This is a genomic window from Enterobacter sp. BNK-13, from assembly GCF_048685015.1.
Taxonomy (GTDB): Bacteria; Pseudomonadota; Gammaproteobacteria; order Enterobacterales; family Enterobacteriaceae; genus Enterobacter; species Enterobacter quasiroggenkampii.
The window spans coordinates 325,992-342,824 of record NZ_JBLQTP010000001.1 but is presented as its reverse complement, the minus strand read 5'-3'; the positions used below and the strand labels follow the sequence as shown (position 1 = coordinate 342,824).

The 16,833-nt window shown below is 55.3% G+C and carries 13 protein-coding genes; 6 read left to right on the top strand and 7 right to left on the bottom strand.

From position 1 onward, the window contains the following. Window positions 1-19: 19 nt before the first annotated feature. The 5 genes from surA to apaH are packed head-to-tail and all read left to right on the top strand — an operon-like array spanning window position 20 to window position 4,344. A complete protein-coding gene (gene surA / locus ACMGGQ_RS01625; protein ID WP_420289512.1) occupies window positions 20-1,306 on the top strand; it encodes a peptidylprolyl isomerase SurA in 1,287 nt (428 codons plus the stop codon). Further along, window positions 1,306-2,292: a 4-hydroxythreonine-4-phosphate dehydrogenase PdxA gene (gene pdxA, locus ACMGGQ_RS01620; protein WP_045907774.1), complete on the top strand. Its 987-nt coding sequence runs from the start codon at window positions 1,306-1,308 to the stop codon at window positions 2,290-2,292. Before surA ends, pdxA begins: the two co-directional genes overlap by 1 nt. Continuing rightward, window positions 2,289-3,110 carry a 16S rRNA (adenine(1518)-N(6)/adenine(1519)-N(6))-dimethyltransferase RsmA gene (rsmA, locus tag ACMGGQ_RS01615; RefSeq protein ID WP_008502020.1) on the top strand — a complete coding sequence of 274 codons (822 nt, stop codon included), beginning with the start codon at window positions 2,289-2,291 and terminating at the stop codon, window positions 3,108-3,110. Before pdxA ends, rsmA begins: the two co-directional genes overlap by 4 nt. A 3-nt stretch (window positions 3,111-3,113) precedes the next feature. After that, window positions 3,114-3,491 carry a Co2+/Mg2+ efflux protein ApaG gene (gene apaG, locus ACMGGQ_RS01610; protein ID WP_032644031.1) on the top strand — a complete coding sequence of 126 codons (378 nt, stop codon included), beginning with the start codon at window positions 3,114-3,116 and terminating at the stop codon, window positions 3,489-3,491. 4 nt (window positions 3,492-3,495) lie between these two features. Continuing rightward, window positions 3,496-4,344 carry a bis(5'-nucleosyl)-tetraphosphatase (symmetrical) ApaH gene (gene apaH, locus ACMGGQ_RS01605; RefSeq protein ID WP_045907773.1) on the top strand — a complete coding sequence of 283 codons (849 nt, stop codon included), beginning with the start codon at window positions 3,496-3,498 and terminating at the stop codon, window positions 4,342-4,344. A 36-nt stretch (window positions 4,345-4,380) separates the two neighbouring features. On the opposite strand, the gene folA is transcribed toward apaH, so the two are convergent. The 3 genes from folA to kefF form a co-directional block, all read right to left on the bottom strand. Further along, on the bottom strand, window positions 4,381-4,860 hold the full coding sequence (gene folA, locus ACMGGQ_RS01600) for a type 3 dihydrofolate reductase (protein WP_008502023.1): 480 nt from the start codon (window positions 4,858-4,860) through the stop codon (window positions 4,381-4,383). A 114-nt stretch (window positions 4,861-4,974) separates the two neighbouring features. Then, on the bottom strand, window positions 4,975-6,840 hold the full coding sequence (kefC, locus tag ACMGGQ_RS01595) for a glutathione-regulated potassium-efflux system protein KefC (RefSeq protein ID WP_248222943.1): 1,866 nt from the start codon (window positions 6,838-6,840) through the stop codon (window positions 4,975-4,977). Next, window positions 6,833-7,363: a glutathione-regulated potassium-efflux system oxidoreductase KefF gene (gene kefF, locus ACMGGQ_RS01590; protein ID WP_420289511.1), complete on the bottom strand. Its 531-nt coding sequence runs from the start codon at window positions 7,361-7,363 to the stop codon at window positions 6,833-6,835. Before kefF ends, kefC begins: the two co-directional genes overlap by 8 nt. 351 nt (window positions 7,364-7,714) lie before the next feature. On the opposite strand from kefF, the gene ACMGGQ_RS01585 reads away from it, so the two are divergent. Then, complete coding sequence (locus tag ACMGGQ_RS01585; protein WP_420289510.1) at window positions 7,715-10,654, top strand: autotransporter outer membrane beta-barrel domain-containing protein; 2,940 nt, start codon at window positions 7,715-7,717, stop codon at window positions 10,652-10,654. Between the two features lie 47 nt (window positions 10,655-10,701). Here ACMGGQ_RS01585 and ACMGGQ_RS01580 read toward each other — a convergent pair whose 3' ends face one another. The 4 genes from ACMGGQ_RS01580 to dapB all read right to left on the bottom strand — a co-directional run bounded on the left by ACMGGQ_RS01580 (window position 10,702) and on the right by dapB (window position 16,784). Further along, window positions 10,702-10,935 carry a YgdI/YgdR family lipoprotein gene (locus ACMGGQ_RS01580; protein ID WP_021240552.1) on the bottom strand — a complete coding sequence of 78 codons (234 nt, stop codon included), beginning with the start codon at window positions 10,933-10,935 and terminating at the stop codon, window positions 10,702-10,704. 181 nt (window positions 10,936-11,116) lie between these two features. Then, entirely contained in the window at window positions 11,117-14,341 is a 3,225-nt protein-coding gene (carB, locus tag ACMGGQ_RS01575; RefSeq protein ID WP_045907768.1) for a carbamoyl-phosphate synthase large subunit, read from the bottom strand. An 18-nt stretch (window positions 14,342-14,359) separates the two neighbouring features. Next, on the bottom strand, window positions 14,360-15,508 hold the full coding sequence (carA, locus tag ACMGGQ_RS01570) for a glutamine-hydrolyzing carbamoyl-phosphate synthase small subunit (protein ID WP_045907767.1): 1,149 nt from the start codon (window positions 15,506-15,508) through the stop codon (window positions 14,360-14,362). Between the two features lie 454 nt (window positions 15,509-15,962). Beyond that, a complete protein-coding gene (gene dapB, locus ACMGGQ_RS01565; RefSeq protein ID WP_045907766.1) occupies window positions 15,963-16,784 on the bottom strand; it encodes a 4-hydroxy-tetrahydrodipicolinate reductase in 822 nt (273 codons plus the stop codon). Window positions 16,785-16,833 lie beyond the last annotated feature (49 nt).

Here is a 16,833-nt window from a genome sequence, read left to right as displayed (position 1 = left end):
TAATTGAAATGGAAAAAGTATGAAGAACTGGAAAACGCTGCTGCTCGGTGTCGCTATGGTTGCGAATACCAGCTTCGCGGCCCCCCAGGTTGTTGATAAAGTCGCCGCGGTGGTTAACAACGGCGTCGTGCTTGAAAGTGACGTTGACGGTCTGATGAAATCGGTGAAGCTCAATTCGGGCGAAGCGGGTCAGCAGCTTCCGGATGACGCCACGCTGCGCCACCAGATCCTGGAGCGTCTGATCATGGATCAGATCGTTCTGCAGATGGGGCAGAAAATGGGTGTGAAGGTCACTGACGAGCAGCTCGATCAGGCGATCGCTAACATCGCGAAACAAAACAACATGTCTTTAGACCAGATGCGCAGCCGTCTGGCCTATGACGGCATCAGCTACGCCACCTACCGTAATCAGATCCGTAAAGAGATGCTGATTTCGGAAGTGCGTAACAACGAAGTGCGTCGCCGCGTCACTATCCTGCCTCAGGAAGTGGAGGCGCTGGCAAAACAGGTGGGTAACCAGAACGATGCGAGCACGGAGCTGAATCTGAGCCACATTCTGATCCCACTGCCAGAGAATCCAACGTCCGATCAGGCTGCGGAAGCAGAAAGTCAGGCGCGTTCCATTGTCGAACAGGCGCGTAACGGCGGTGACTTTGGCAAGCTGGCCATCACCTATTCCGCAGACCAGCAGGCGCTGAAAGGCGGCCAGATGGGCTGGGGACGTATTCAGGAGCTGCCATCCATCTTTGCCCAGGCCCTGAGCACGGCGAAGAAAGGGGATATCGTCGGTCCAATCCGTTCAGGCGTGGGCTTCCACATTCTGAAAGTGAACGATCTGCGCGGCCAGAGCCAAAATATCTCTGTTACCGAAGTTCACGCTCGTCATATTCTGCTGAAACCGTCACCAATCATGACTGACGATCAGGCGCGTGCTAAGCTGGAACAGATTGCAGCAGACATTAAGAGCGGTAAAACCTCGTTTGCGAAAGCAGCAAAAGAGTTCTCGCAGGATCCTGGCTCTGCTAACCAGGGCGGCGATCTGGGCTGGGCGGCAGCGGATATCTACGATCCTGCCTTCCGTGACGCGCTGATGAAGCTGAACAAAGGCCAGATTAGCTCGCCGGTCCACTCTTCGTTTGGCTGGCATCTGATCGAGCTGATGGACACCCGTAACGTTGATAAAACGGATGCGGCGCAGAAAGACAGAGCCTACCGTATGCTGTTTAACCGTAAGTTCTCTGAAGAAGCAGCCACCTGGATGCAGGAACAACGCGCCAGTGCTTACGTGAAAGTGCTGAGCAACTAATGAAACAGCATCGTGTTGTTATCACGCCCGGCGAACCCGCCGGGATTGGGCCTGACCTCGTTGTCCAGCTCGCCCAGCGCAGCTGGCCAGTAGAACTGGTTGTCTGCGCGGATGCAACACTGTTACAGGACCGGGCAACGCTGCTCGGTCTGCCTTTAACGCTCATCCCTTACGTTGAAGGCCAACAGCCTGCACCGCAGCAAGCCGGTACCCTCACCCTTCTTTCTGTTCCCCTTCGTACGCCGGTCATTCCTGGCCAGCTCAGCACGGAAAACGGCCACTATGTGGTTGAAACCCTTGCGCGCGCCTGCGACGGTTGCCTGAAGGGCGAATTTGCCGCCCTGATTACCGGCCCCGTCCACAAAGGCGTGATCAACGAAGCGGGCATACCGTTTACCGGGCATACGGAGTTCTTCGAAGAGCGATCGCACAGTCCGAAAGTGGTGATGATGCTGGCGACCGAAGCGATGCGCGTTGCCCTGGTGACCACCCATCTGCCGATCAAAGCGATTCCGGATGCGATCACCCCCGATCTCCTGCGCGAGATCATCGGGATTTTGCATCACGATCTGCAGACAAAATTTGGGATCCCGCAGCCGCATGTGCTGGTTTGCGGCCTGAATCCGCACGCGGGCGAAGGCGGGCACATGGGCACCGAAGAGATCGACACCATCATTCCGGTACTCAACGAAATGCGGGCGAAGGGAATGAACCTCAGCGGTCCGCTGCCTGCTGATACCCTTTTCCAGCCGAAATACCTGGATAATGCCGACGCCGTGCTCGCGATGTACCACGATCAGGGCCTGCCCGTGCTAAAATACCAGGGCTTTGGCCGCGGGGTGAATATCACCCTCGGTTTACCCTTTATTCGAACGTCCGTTGACCACGGTACTGCGCTGGATCTGGCAGGCCAGGGGAAAGCGGATGTCGGCAGTTTTATTACGGCGCTTAATCTCGCCATCAAAATGATTGTTAATACTCAATGACTAATCGAGTCCATCAGGGCCATTTAGCCCGTAAACGTTTCGGGCAAAACTTCCTTAACGATCAGTTCGTGATCGAAAGCATTGTCTCGGCTATTAATCCACAAAAAGGCCAGGCGATGGTCGAAATCGGCCCGGGCCTTGCCGCACTGACCGAACCGGTAGGCGAACGCCTCGACGAACTGACCGTCATCGAACTGGACCGCGATCTGGCCGCACGCCTGCAAACGCACCCGTTCCTCGGGCCGAAGCTGACTATCTATCAGCAGGACGCCATGACCATGAACTTCGGCGAACTGTCGGAAAAAATGGGTCAGCCGCTGCGCGTATTCGGCAACCTGCCGTATAACATCTCCACGCCGCTCATGTTCCACCTCTTTAGCTATACTGATGCCATTGCCGATATGCACTTCATGTTGCAAAAAGAGGTGGTTAACCGTCTGGTTGCAGGCCCGAACAGTAAAGCGTATGGTCGTTTAAGCGTGATGGCACAATATTACTGCAACGTGATCCCGGTACTCGAAGTACCGCCGTCAGCGTTCACACCGCCACCGAAAGTGGATTCAGCGGTTGTGCGCCTTGTGCCGCACAAAACGAAACCGTACCCGGTTAAAGATCTGCGTGTACTGAGCCGCATTACCACTGAAGCCTTTAACCAGCGTCGTAAAACGATCCGTAACAGCCTCAGCAATTCATTCACCGTTGAGGTATTAGCTGAACTGGGGATCGACCCGGCAATGCGTGCGGAGAACATTTCCGTAGAGCAGTACTGCAAGCTGGCTAATTACATCAGCGAAAATGCGCCGCCGAAGGAGAGTTAAGCCATGATTGATTCGCCCCGCGTATGTGTCCATGTACAAAGTGTCTATGTTGAATCACAGTCCTCGCCGGACGAAGAACGCTTTGTCTTTGCTTACACCGTGACCATTCGCAACCTGGGGCGGACGCCCGTGCAACTGCGCGGACGCTACTGGCTTATCACCAACGGCAATGGCCGCGAAATCGAAGTTCAGGGGGAAGGTGTGGTCGGTGAACAGCCCCACATCGCCCCTGGCGAAGAGTACCAGTACACCAGCGGCGCGGTGATTGAAACGCCGATGGGTACCATGCAAGGCCATTATGAAATGGTCGATGTCGATGGCAATGGCTTCCGCGTTGCCATTCCCGTGTTCCGTCTCGCCGTAACCACACTTATTCATTAATCTAATGTCTACATATCTGATTGGCGACGTTCACGGTTGCTACGATGAACTGATCGCATTATTAAAACAGGTCGACTTTACGCCAGAACAGGACACGCTCTGGCTGACGGGCGATTTAGTCGCACGTGGCCCCGGCTCGCTTGAGGTATTACGTTTCGTCAAATCACTGGGCGACAGCGTGCGCATGGTGCTGGGCAATCACGATCTGCATCTGCTGGCAGTGTTCGCCGGGATCAGCCGCAATAAACCTAAAGATCGCCTCACCCCGCTGCTGGATGCGCCGGACGCGGACGATCTGATTAACTGGCTGCGCCGTCAGCCCCTGCTGCAGGTTGACGAAGAGAAAAAGCTGGTCATGGCGCATGCCGGGATCACGCCACAATGGGATCTTGAAACGGCGAAAACCTGTGCGCGTGACGTTGAGGCGGTGCTGGCAAGCGACTCGTATCCTTTCTTCCTCGATGCCATGTACGGCGACATGCCGAACCACTGGAGCGAGGATCTCAGCGGTCTGGCCCGTCTGCGCTTTATTACTAACGCCTTCACCCGCATGCGTTTCTGCTTCCCGAACGGACAGCTGGACATGTATTCCAAAGAGACGCCGGAAAGCGCGCCGGCCCCGCTCAAACCGTGGTTTGCCATTCCGGGACCGGTGACAAGTGAGTACAGCGTGGTATTTGGTCACTGGGCTGCACTGGAAGGAAAAGGGACGCCGGACGGGATTTACGGTCTGGATACCGGATGCTGCTGGGGCGGAGAGCTAACCTGTTTACGCTGGGAAGATAAAGCTTACTTTGTTCAGCCGTCCAACCGACAGCTGGACTTAGGGGAAAGTGAGGCCGTCGCCTCCTGAATCATGCCCTCTCCCGGGCGGGAGAGGGCAAATCACTTAACGACGTTCCAGGATCTCGAAGCAGTAGCTGTGAGAGTTCTGTGCATCCGCATCGTGGAATTCGCTAAATACCGATTCCCACTCGTCCGGATCGTAGTCCGGGAAATGGGTATCCCCTTCCACTTCCGCATCAATATGGGTCAGATACAGCTTCTGCGCTTTAGGCAGGAACTGTTCGTACACGCGCCCGCCGCCAATCACCATGATCTCTTCGGCATTGCCGCATGCAGCAATCGCCTCGTCGACGGATTTTACCCATTCGACGCGATCGTCAGTACCCGGCTGGCTACTGATAACGATATTTTTACGGCCCGGCAATGGACGACCAATCGACTCCCAGGTCAGGCGGCCCATCACTACCGGCTTGTTTAACGTAGTACGTTTAAACCATGCGAGATCGGCAGGCAGGTTCCACGGCATGGCATTTTCCATACCGATAACGCGGTCCACCGCCAGCGCTGCAATCAGACTGATCATTGAAAATTTCCCGGATGCAAAAAATTGCCGCCACTATACGGAAAGCTTAATCTTTCGTCGACTGGCGGCAGAGTAAAGATACAGAAATTTTTTAATATTGCTGGCAACTCCACTTCACGCGGAAGGTTTACTCTCCGGTTCGTCAGCCGGATCGCCGGTATGCTTGCCCTCTTCCGTGCCCTGCCAGCCGTGACGCTGGATCAGCGACAGGTGATTGCGATCCTCATTGATGATTTCCGTCAGCATGGCGCTGGTGCGTTTAAACACTGCCGCACGCTCCGTGGCCGTACTGCCCGCCATCGCCGCCATCTCTTCAACCATTTCGGTATTAAAGCGACGGAACAGATCCGCCCGTTCGCGGGCTTCATACGCGCCGAGCCCCAGGTTTTCCAGCGCCATGCGGCCAGACTTCAGCGCGCCTTCAAACGTTTCACGCTCGGGGGCTGCGACGCCCGCCTGCCTGAGGCGGATATAATGATCAACATCGCGCGCGCGGGAAATGATGGTCAGATCCGGAAAATGCTCTTTCGCCATTTCCACCATCTGCAGGCTGGTCTCCGGATCGTCAATCGCGTTAATCAATACCTCCGCTTTCGCCGCCCCGGCGGATTCCAATAGATCGACGCGCGTTGCATCGCCGTAAAACACCTTCATATCAAATTTACGCAGGGTATCGACATGGTCGGGGTCGTGATCGAGGATAACCATTTTCACCCCGCTGGACAGCAACAGACGGCCAACGATCTGCCCGTAGCGGCCAAATCCGGCAATGATGACGCGAGGCTGCTCCTCGTCAATCTCATCGGCTTCGCGCTCCTGATCGCTACCCGATTTTTCCAGACGCGTCAGCACCACCAGCAGAACGGGCGTCGCGGCCATCGACAGTGCGACTGCCAGCGTCAGCGCTTTTGCCCACTCGGGATCGAGGACGTTTGCCATCTGCGCCGCGCCAAAGACCACGAACGCAAATTCACTCCCCTGCCCCAGCAGAACCGCAAACCAGCTGCGCTGCTTATTCGGCACCTTCAGCGGACGCGCAATCAGCCACAGCATCGCCATTTTAATGATCAGGAAGCCAACCAGCAGGACGACGATCCGCAGCGGGTGCGTCACCAGCGTGCCGAAGTCGACGGACATCCCTACGCCGATGAAAAACAGCCCCAGCAGCAAGCCTTTGAACGGCTCGATATCGCTTTCCAGCGCGTGACGGTATTCGGAACTCGCCAGCAGAACGCCGGCCAGGAAGGCCCCCATCGCCATCGACAGGCCAGCTTCCTCCAGCAGCAGACCGAAACCAAACACCAGGAAGAGCGCCACGGCGCTGAACACTTCGCGAAGGCCCGAGCGGGCCACGAACCGCAGCAGCGGACGGGTGACGTAGCGACCAAGCAGCACCACCAGCGCCAGCGCCCCCACGACTTTTAATGCCGACAGCGCGAACGCCCCCAGCGTCGTGGAGGAACCGCTGGCCGCCAGCAGCGGGATCATCGCCACCAGCGGGATAGCGGCAATGTCCTGGAACAGCAGCACCGAGAACGCGCTGCGTCCCATCTGCGAGACCGTCAGATTGCGCTCGTTCATGGCCTGCATGGCAATGGCGGTCGAGGAGAGCGCCAGCGTCATGCCGATAAGCTCTGCCACTTTCCAGTCCATGCCCAGAAGGATGCAGAACCCACCCAGCAGCAGGCCACAGGCCACCATCTGCAGCGCCCCGCCGCCAAATACAGAGGCGCGAAGCTTCCACAGGCGCTGCGGATCGAGCTCCAGACCAATCACAAAGAGCATCAGCACAACGCCAATTTCAGCGAAATGAAGGATCGCCTCTGCATCCGTCACCAGTCGAAAGCCCCACGGTCCAATAACGCAGCCCGCAATCAGGTAGCCGAGAACAGAGCCCAGCCCCAGGCGTACCGCCACGGGCACAATCAGCGCCGCTGCGCCAAGGTATATCAGCGCCTGTATCAGCGTATGGCTATCCATGGTGCGCCTCCTGCCACTCAAGTAAGCGTTGTTTATAATGGCGAGCCTGCGCCTGCAGCGTTTCGTCATCGCAGACAAAAGTGCAGTGCATCGCAAAAGGCGGGAGCCAGTTCAGGCCGCAGTAGAGCGCGGTCGCCTGCAGCGGCTGTGCCAGGACCTCAAAACCCGGGAAGGAACCAATATCAAAGTGGCTTTCTCCTCCGCCCGTGGTAACCGCCCACATCAGGCTTTTCCCTTTTAGCGCATGACCATTGTGGCCATACGCCCAGCCGTGGGAGAAGACCTTATCAATCCACAGCTTCAGCAGTGGGGGCGTGCTGTACCAATGCATGGGATGCTGCCAGACGATCAGATCGGCACGGGAAAGCGCCTCCTGTTCAGCGGCGATATCGATGTTGAAATCGGGATAAAGTTGATAGAGAGAACGAATCTCTACGTTATCAAGCGTCCTTACCTGCTCAAGCATCCGCTTATTCGCATGCGAGTGCTGCGGATAAGGGTGCGCGTAAATAATGAGTATCATCAAATGGCCTGTCTTCTTCTCTTCTTGTAGCAGTGAGTGTAGACAGTTAACCCGCCCGGTGAAAGGGGCGTAGAGGCCATGAAAAGGAAAGCGCAGCTATTGGTAATCATCATTCGCAGGACGTTTTTATCTTCGCAAAAGATCCATGACATGAATTCCTCCCGTTAATCCATATAAAGATGAGATATTTTAAGAAAATCTAAAATAATTTTTTAATAAATCGATCTATACATAACACATTGAAAAAATAATAATTTTATGCTCTTTGTCGCGAGCTCATTCTTTTACTTCGCATATAAACGTTATTTTAATGCGTTATATCGCGCCCTTCTTATTCAAATGGATGTGTACATGAGCAACAATTATTTCAGACTCAATAAAACAACCAGAACGCTGGGCAATCTGTTTCCTGCCTTGTTGATATTCACGCCCGCCGTAGCCTTTTCCGGTACGATTGACCAGTCCACCTCCGTGCCGCAAGATTTCTCCGCCGACACTGAATACGTCATAAGTAAAGACGTTACGATCACCTCTTCCGGGAATGAGGCGGCCGTCTCCGTAACAGGGTTTAACGTAAAAACGGCCACCAATCAGGGAAATATTTCTGGAACGGCAAACGGGCTAGAGATTAATACTGGCGCGCAGCGCGTCATTATTAATAATGATCTCAACGCAAATATTACATCTAAAACAGGCAACGCTATTAACATCCAGTCAATGCTGGGTGACTTAAATAATGAGGGAAATATTTCCGGCGCTGAAAATGGGATCTTTGTCAGTGAATCTTCCTCTGCAATAAATATTTCCAATACGTCATCGGGAGTGATAAAAGGTAAGAACGGTATCAGCGCTCAAACAGGGGCCGGTATAGATAACAGCGGTACAATCACCGGCACGAGTGACAACGGTATTATCCTGAGCGATGGCAATTCGAAAATCATCAACACGGGTACCGTTCAGGGCCTTCAGAACGGCATCAACGTAACGGATACGGCGAAAGTTGATATCACTAACAAGGGCTCGATTGGCGGTGGCGATACGGCGATTACGTTTGCCAGCAGCAAAAATAATACGTTGGTACTTGATACAGGCTCGTCACTGAAAGGCGACGTCATTTCTAGCGTCTCTAAAGGAAATACGCTCACTCTGGCAGGAACCGGCACAGAAGACAGCAATTTTGTTGGCTTATCGGAAGGCGATGGCTTTGCTTCTTTAGAAATGGACGGCGAAAGCTGGGCGCTCTCAGGGAATATCGACATTATCGGTTCTGGCAATTCGCTGCTGGTTAACAGCGGTGATTTAATCCTGTCGGGGAATGTGTCTAATGCAGGTACGACTCTCGTTGCCAAAGATGCTTCTCTCCAGCTGGGTGATGGCACGAAAACCGCGACGCTGAGCGGTGGACTGACCAACAACGGCACCCTTATTTTTAATCAGGGCAGTAATACGGCGTTCACCACCGGCATTACCGGTAGCGGCACTGTTGAAAAAGTGGATTCCAACACCCTGACGCTAACCGGCAAAAACACCTACACGGGTGATACCGTTCTGCATAGCGGCACCACGCTTGTCGCTGTTGGTTCAACGCTTGGTACAAAGAGTAGCAACGCGACGATTACTGTCGAAAATGGCGCTCAGTTTGCCACTGCTGGCGAAGTAAACGACAATATCAACATCCTCACGGGTGGTACGCTGGCAGCATGGAATGCGATTCAGGGTAACGATACGCTGAGCGTTTCAGGTATCGATACGGTCAACGGCAACGTCACCAACGGTGGCACACTGTTACTCAGCGCCGCCAATAACAGCGTTGGCAATAATTTTACCATTAACGGCGACTATACCGGCTCTGCGGGCAGTCAGATCGTGATGAACAGTACCCTGGGTGAAGACAACTCGCCAACCGATCATCTCACCATTACCGGCAGCAGCTTTGGCCAGTCCGACGTCAGCGTTAACAACATTGGCGGCCTGGGCGCGCAAACCGTTAACGGCATGGAAATTGTCAGCGTTGGCGGCAGCTCCGAAGCCCAGTTGACCCTTGCCAAACCGGTGGTTGCCGGTGCGTGGGAATATAATCTCTATCAGCACAGCAACGGCAACTGGTACCTGGAGTCAAAGGCCACGCCTTCCGATGAACCGTCTGATAATACCGATGATGGCGATAACACCGACAACGGTGATAACACCGACAACGGCGATAACACCGACAACGGTGATAACACCGACAACGGCGGTAACACCGACAATGGCGGTAACACTGACAATGGCGGTAACACCGACAACGGCGGTAACACTGACAACGGCGGTAACACCGACAACGGCGGTAACACCGACAACGGCAGCAACAGCGGTCCTGAGGTCATGGCTCCGGAGGTTGGCGCTTACTTAGGCAACTACCTTGCCGCGCAGAGCATGTTCCTGCACAAGCGTGACGATCGCGATCAGATCACCTTCCGTAATGAAGAAGACCTCAACACCTGGATGTACGTCAAAGGTCGCTACCATGAAAACAATGCAGGCGGCGACAAAGTCAGCTATGACACCACCACCACCGTGCTTCAGGTAGGCAGCGACTTTATGAGCAAGCCTATGGACAACGGTATTCTGCGTGTGGGCGGCATGTTCGGGGCCGGTCAGGCGAAAACCCACTCTGATGCAAAACACAACGTGCGTGATGCGCAGGGCAAAGTGGACGGCTTTAACGTCGGCCTGTATGCAACCTGGCAGGAAGATCAGAAGCTGCGCCTGGGCAGCTACGTTGATACCTGGGCCGCCTACAGCTGGTACAACAATAAAGTGACCAGCAATCGCAACGATGAAGACTACGACAGCACCGGTTTTGCCGCTTCCGTCGAAGTGGGCCATGCGTGGGTGGTTGATTCAGAGAATGAGCGCACCTGGAAAATCGAACCGCAGGCCCAGATCGTCTACAGCTATCTGGATCAGGAAAATCATACCGATCGCGACGGCGTGCGGGTGACAACGCTGGACAACGACGGTCTGTTTGGTCGTCTGGGCGTCAAATCAAGCTACTTCCAGCAGAAAGATGTTAAAGCCTGGCAGCCGTACGTTGCCGTGAACTGGCTGAAAGGTGCGGGTCAAAACGATCTGGCGTTTAATGGCGAGACCGTCAGCAACGATACGCCGGAAGATCGTGGGCAGCTTGAACTGGGCGTCACCGGTAACCTGAACGACACCACCACGCTGTCCCTGCGTGCCAGCGGCGAGTGGGGTGAAAACAGCTATGCTGCTTATGGCGGTCATATCCTGCTGAACCACCGCTGGTAATCGTTCCTGAAAGACTAAAAGCCGTGGCAAACGCCACGGCTTTTTTATTAGTTATCCAGCTCGCCCATTGATTTAACCTGATCACGGTTGATCTGCTCGGTCTGACCCGTTTCCGCATTTTTATACGACACCAGACCGGTATCATCATCGACCTGTGGTTTTCCGTCGGTGACAATGGTTTTGCCATCGGTGGTTTTCACTGCCTGGTTAGAGGAACAGCCCGCGACGGTAAACGTTGCAGTGGCGGCAAGAAGGGTGGCGATCAGTAATTTATTTTGCATGGTGTTTTCCCCTGCTCTCAGTTGAATTTCGTTATCGACCTAATGATTTTAGGCTAACTCACTGAATGCGGATGAAAAACCAGAAGGTTCTGAAGATGGATAAAGAAAAAAGTAGGGCGGGTAAGCGAAGCGCCACCCGCCATTTGCCCGGCAGCGCTACCGCTTGCCGGGCCTACGCAGATTACTTGCTAATCTGCGCGTGCATTTCCTGAACCGAAATCACCTTCTCGGTGGCATCCGCGTTCAGCGCCATGGCTGTTGCGAAACCGCCGTTCAGGGTGGTGTCGTAGTGCACTTTGTACTGCAGCGCGCTGCGGCGAATCAGCTTGGAGTCTTCAATCGCCTGGCGGCCTGCGGTGGTGTTGATGATGTAGGTGTATTCGCCATTCTTAATACGATCCTGAATGTGCGGACGACCTTCATGCACCTTGTTCACCAGACGCGGGTTGATGCCCGCTTCGCCCAGCACAATCGCCGTACCGTGGGTCGCGTCCAGCTCAAAGCCCTGCTTCAGCAGCTTGGCCGCAAGGTCAACCACGCGCTCTTTGTCGCCTTCGCGAACGGAGAGCAGCGCACGGCCCGATTTTCTCATGGTTGAGCTACTGCCCAGCTGCGCCTTCGCGAACGCTTCTGCGAAGGTGCGGCCTACGCCCATCACTTCCCCGGTTGAACGCATTTCTGGCCCTAACAGTGGGTCAACGCCCGGGAATTTGTTGAACGGCAGCACCACTTCTTTCACCGAGTAGTACGGTGGAATGATCTCTTTGGTCACGCCCTGCTGTGCCAGCGTCTGGCCTGCCATCACGCGCGCCGCCACTTTCGCCAGCGGAATACCGGTGGCTTTGGAGACGAACGGTACGGTACGTGCCGCACGCGGGTTGACTTCAATCAGGTAGACTTCGTTATCTTTCACCGCGAACTGGACGTTCATCAGGCCGCGAACCTGCAGCTCGAAGGCCAGCTTCTGCACCTGCTGGCGCATCACATCCTGAATTTCCTGGCTCAGGGTGTACGCTGGCAGAGAACAGGCAGAGTCACCGGAGTGCACGCCCGCCTGCTCGATATGCTCCATAATGCCGCCAATCAGCACCATTTCGCCGTCGCAGATGGCATCAACGTCCACTTCTACCGCATCGTCGAGGAAGCGGTCGAGCAGCACTGGCGCATCGTTGGAGACGCTCACCGCCGTCTGGAAGTAGCGACGCAGGTCGGCTTCGTCGTAGACGATTTCCATCGCGCGGCCGCCCAGCACGTAGGAAGGACGAACCACCAGCGGGTAGCCAATCTCTTTCGCCTTCTCTACGGCCTGTTCGATGGCCGTCACCGTGGCGTTCGCCGGCTGTTTCAGCTTCAGACGGTCAACCGCCTGCTGGAAACGCTCGCGGTCTTCCGCACGGTCAATCGCATCCGGGCTGGTACCGATAACCGGTACGCCTGCCGCTTCCAGCGCGCGCGCCAGCTTCAGCGGAGTCTGGCCACCATACTGCACGATAACGCCTTTTGGCTTCTCGATGCGCACGATTTCCAGCACGTCTTCCAGGGTAACCGGCTCGAAGTAGAGGCGGTCGGAGGTGTCGTAGTCGGTGGAGACGGTTTCCGGGTTACAGTTGACCATGATGGTCTCGTAACCGTCTTCGCGCAGCGCCAGCGAGGCGTGTACGCAGCAGTAGTCGAACTCGATGCCCTGGCCGATACGGTTTGGACCACCGCCCAGCACCATAATCTTGTCGCGGTCGACGGACGGGTTCGCTTCGCACTCCTCTTCATAGGTGGAGTACATGTACGCGGTGTCGGTCGAGAATTCAGCCGCACAGGTGTCCACGCGCTTGTAGACCGGGTGCAGGTCATACTGGTCACGCAGCTTGCGGATTTCCGCTTCGCGCACGCCCGCCAGCTTAGCCAGACGCGCATCGGCGAAGCCTTTACGCTTCAGCACGCGCAGGAAGTCAGCGTCCAGGCCGTTGATGCCCAGCTCGGCCACTTTCTCTTCCAGACGCACCAGCTCTTCAATCTGCACCAGGAACCAGCGGTCGATGTTAGTCAGGTTGAACACGCCGTCGACGGACAGACCGGCACGGAAGGCATCGGCGATGTACCAGATACGCTCTGCACCCGCGTCTTTCAGCTCGCGGCGGATTTTGGTCAGCGCTTCCGGGTCGTCCAGGCTCACTTTCGGGTCGAAACCGGTCGCGCCCACTTCCAGACCGCGCAGCGCTTTCTGCAGGGATTCCTGCTGCGTGCGGCCAATCGCCATCACTTCCCCGACAGATTTCATCTGGGTGGTCAGACGGTCATTCGCGCCTGCAAATTTCTCGAAGTTAAAGCGTGGAATTTTGGTCACAACGTAGTCGATGGACGGCTCGAAGGACGCAGGGGTGCGGCCACCGGTGATGTCGTTCATCAGCTCGTCGAGGGTATAACCCACCGCCAGTTTCGCCGCCACTTTCGCAATCGGGAAGCCGGTCGCTTTAGAGGCCAGCGCGGAGGAGCGGGACACGCGCGGGTTCATTTCGATAACAATCAGGCGGCCGGTTTTCGGGTTCACGGAGAACTGCACGTTTGAACCACCGGTTTCCACGCCGATTTCACGCAGTACCGCCATCGAGGCGTTACGCATGATTTGGTACTCTTTGTCGGTCAGCGTCTGGGCTGGCGCAACGGTGATGGAGTCGCCGGTGTGGATACCCATCGCATCGAAGTTTTCGATGGAGCAGACGATGATGCAGTTGTCGTTTTTATCACGCACCACTTCCATCTCGTACTCTTTCCAGCCAATCAGCGATTCATCAATCAGCAGCTCTTTGGTTGGAGAGAGATCCAGACCGCGTTCGCAAATTTCTTCGAACTCTTCACGGTTGTAAGCGATACCGCCGCCGGTGCCGCCCATGGTGAACGATGGACGGATGATGCACGGATAGCCCACGTCAGCCGCAACGGCCAGCGCTTCTTCCATGTTGTGTGCGATACCGGAGCGCGCGGTGTCGAGGCCGATTTTCTTCATCGCCACGTCGAAGCGGCGACGGTCTTCGGCTTTATCAATCGCGTCGGCGGTCGCACCAATCATGGTGACGCCGAACTCGGCCAGCACGCCCTGACGCTCCAGCTCGAGCGCACAGTTCAGCGCCGTCTGGCCGCCCATGGTTGGCAGCACCGCGTCCGGACGCTCTTTCTCGATGATTTTACGCACCACTTCCCAGTGAATCGGCTCGATGTAGGTCGCATCTGCCATTTCCGGGTCGGTCATGATGGTAGCCGGGTTAGAGTTAACCAGGATGACGCGGTAACCCTCTTCACGCAGGGCTTTACACGCCTGCGCGCCGGAGTAGTCGAATTCGCAGGCCTGGCCGATGACGATCGGGCCAGCGCCAAGGATCAGGATGCTTTTTATGTCTGTACGTTTTGGCATTGTCTTCTCGGCTCCTGATTATTTAGCGGTCTTACGGTATTGCTCGATAAGTTCGATGAAGTGATCGAACAGCGGCGCGGCGTCGTGTGGGCCCGGGCTGGCTTCCGGATGCCCCTGGAAGCTGAACGCTGGCTTATCGGTGCGATGAATCCCCTGCAGGGTGCCATCGAACAGCGACTTATGGGTCACGCGCAGGTTAGCCGGCATTGAGGCCTCATCGACGGCAAAGCCGTGGTTCTGCGCGGTGATCATCACCGTGTTGTTATCGATATCTTTCACCGGGTGGTTACCACCGTGGTGGCCGAACTTCATCTTGACGGTGTTCGCACCGCTCGCCAGCGCCAGCAGCTGATGGCCGAGGCAGATGCCGAATACCGGGATGTCGGTTTCCAGGAAGGACTTGATGGCAGCGATGGCGTAATCGCACGGCGCCGGGTCGCCAGGCCCGTTGGACAGGAAAATACCGTCCGGATTCATCTTCAGTACGTCTTCAGCAGACGTTTTTGCCGGCACCACCGTCAGGCGGCAGCCGCGGTCAACCAGCATGCGCAGGATGTTGCGCTTGGCGCCGAAATCGTAGGCCACGACGTGGAACGGCAGCTCGCTCTCTTTTTTCGCTTCCGGCAGGTCGCCTTCCAGCGTCCAGCTACCCTGAGTCCAGCTGTAGGCTTCTGCGGTAGTCACTTCTTTCGCCAGGTCCATGCCGTTCAGGCCCGGGAAGGCTTTCGCTTTTTCCAGCGCCAGCGTCGCATCGAGGTTATCACCCGCGATGATGCAGCCGTTCTGTGCACCCTTCTCGCGCAGCAGACGCGTTAACTTACGGGTATCGATATCGGCAATCGCCACGATGTTATGGCGCTTCAGGTAAGAAGAGAGGTCTTCAGTATTGCGGAAGTTGCTGGCAATCAGCGGCAGGTCACGAATGACCAGGCCCTGCGCATGCACCTGAGAGGATTCTTCGTCAGCCGCATTGGTGCCGACATTGCCGATATGAGGATAAGTAAGAGTAACGATTTGGCGAGAATAGGAAGGATCAGTGAGGATTTCTTGATAACCGGTCATTGAAGTATTGAAAACGACTTCCCCAACCGCCGAACCCGTTGCCCCTATGGCCCGACCGATAAACTGGGTTCCGTCTTCCAGAACCAATAGCGCTGACTTAATCAAAACACCCTCCAGAGAATATTCACTCACTTTATTTGCATATTAATTCATAACCATGTCATGGATCAATGCAAATGTGTTGCCAGCGGATTTTTGGCAAACGGCGGCATTCTGGAGATTTGGTGGGTAAAAGTCAACTTAAAACCGATATTTTGTTTAGTCTTTTGCGTATCTGACGAGGTGAGTGAAGCTTAAGCGACAAAAAGATCAGGTAAATCACTGCAGAAAACGCTTGCGCGCCGGGTTTAATGAAAAATGAGTCGACGCAGCATCAAAAAGTGGACCAAATGGTCAAAATTTACATTTCAGTAACGAGAATTAAGGGGAATGGCTATACTTTCAAGGCTAAAGGAACAAAATGAGAGCGAAACAGATAAAATAAAAGGGCAATAAATTATTGCCCTATGCAATCAAAGGATTACGACTGCAATAACCACATCACGATGGGTAATAATGCTTACAGATTGTTGAGATCAAGCACATCTCTCATATCAAAAAGACCATTTTTCTTCTCTTTCAGCCACAAGGCGGATCGAACGGCACCATTGGCAAACGTCATTCGGCTGGACGCTTTATGCGTAATCTCGACGCGCTCGCCAATATCGGCGAACATCGCGGTATGTTCGCCGACGATGTCACCCGCCCGGACGGTTGCGAAACCAATGGTGCCCGGCACGCGCTCCCCGGTGTGGCCTTCGCGGGCATAGACTGCACAGTCTTTTAAATCTTTATCAAGTGCATGAGCAATCGCTTCGCCCATTGCCAGCGCCGTGCCTGATGGCGCATCAACCTTATAGCGGTGGTGAGCTTCGACAATCTCAATATCGGTGTAGTTGCCCATCACCTTCGCCGCCTTCTCCAGCAGCTTCAGCATGACGTTAACGCCCACGCTAAAGTTTGCGGCGAAGACAATCGCAATCTCTTTGGATGCATCCTGGATAGCCTGCTTGCCCGCATCGTCAAAACCGGTGGTGCCAATCACCATCCCCTTGCCGTGCTGACGGCAAAACGCCAGATGCGTGAGCGTTCCTTCAGGACGGGTAAAATCGATGAAGACATCGAAGTCATCTTTAACCGCGTCCAGGCTGCTTTGTACAGTGACGCCGGTCTTTCCCGCGCCCGCCAGCTCGCCAGCATCGGTCCCCAGAAGTGATGAACCGTCACGCTCCAGCGCCGCGCCAAGTGCTACGCCATCCATCTGAAGTGCCGCCTGAATAAGCTGACGGCCCATACGTCCACCCGCGCCCGCAATGGCGACACGGATCTGTGCATCATGCATAGTTATTCTCTTACGTTAAAATGATGTAAACCGTTTTCAGATTAACCAG

Excerpts from the sequence above, each read along its gene's own strand:
- kefF (WP_420289511.1), bottom strand. The coding sequence starts at position 7,363 with ATGATACTCATTATTTACGCGCACCCTTATCCGCAGCACTCGCATGCG.
- pdxA (WP_045907774.1), top strand. The coding sequence starts at position 1,306 with ATGAAACAGCATCGTGTTGTTATCACGCCCGGCGAACCCGCCGGGATT.
- apaH (WP_045907773.1), top strand. The coding sequence starts at position 3,496 with ATGTCTACATATCTGATTGGCGACGTTCACGGTTGCTACGATGAACTG.
- ACMGGQ_RS01585 (WP_420289510.1), top strand. The coding sequence starts at position 7,715 with ATGAGCAACAATTATTTCAGACTCAATAAAACAACCAGAACGCTGGGC.
- surA (WP_420289512.1), top strand. The coding sequence starts at position 20 with ATGAAGAACTGGAAAACGCTGCTGCTCGGTGTCGCTATGGTTGCGAAT.
- apaG (WP_032644031.1), top strand. The coding sequence starts at position 3,114 with ATGATTGATTCGCCCCGCGTATGTGTCCATGTACAAAGTGTCTATGTT.
- rsmA (WP_008502020.1), top strand. The coding sequence starts at position 2,289 with ATGACTAATCGAGTCCATCAGGGCCATTTAGCCCGTAAACGTTTCGGG.
- dapB (WP_045907766.1), bottom strand. The coding sequence starts at position 16,784 with ATGCATGATGCACAGATCCGTGTCGCCATTGCGGGCGCGGGTGGACGT.
- kefC (WP_248222943.1), bottom strand. The coding sequence starts at position 6,840 with ATGGATAGCCATACGCTGATACAGGCGCTGATATACCTTGGCGCAGCG.
- carB (WP_045907768.1), bottom strand. The coding sequence starts at position 14,341 with ATGCCAAAACGTACAGACATAAAAAGCATCCTGATCCTTGGCGCTGGC.
- folA (WP_008502023.1), bottom strand. The coding sequence starts at position 4,860 with ATGATCAGTCTGATTGCAGCGCTGGCGGTGGACCGCGTTATCGGTATG.
- ACMGGQ_RS01580 (WP_021240552.1), bottom strand. The coding sequence starts at position 10,935 with ATGCAAAATAAATTACTGATCGCCACCCTTCTTGCCGCCACTGCAACG.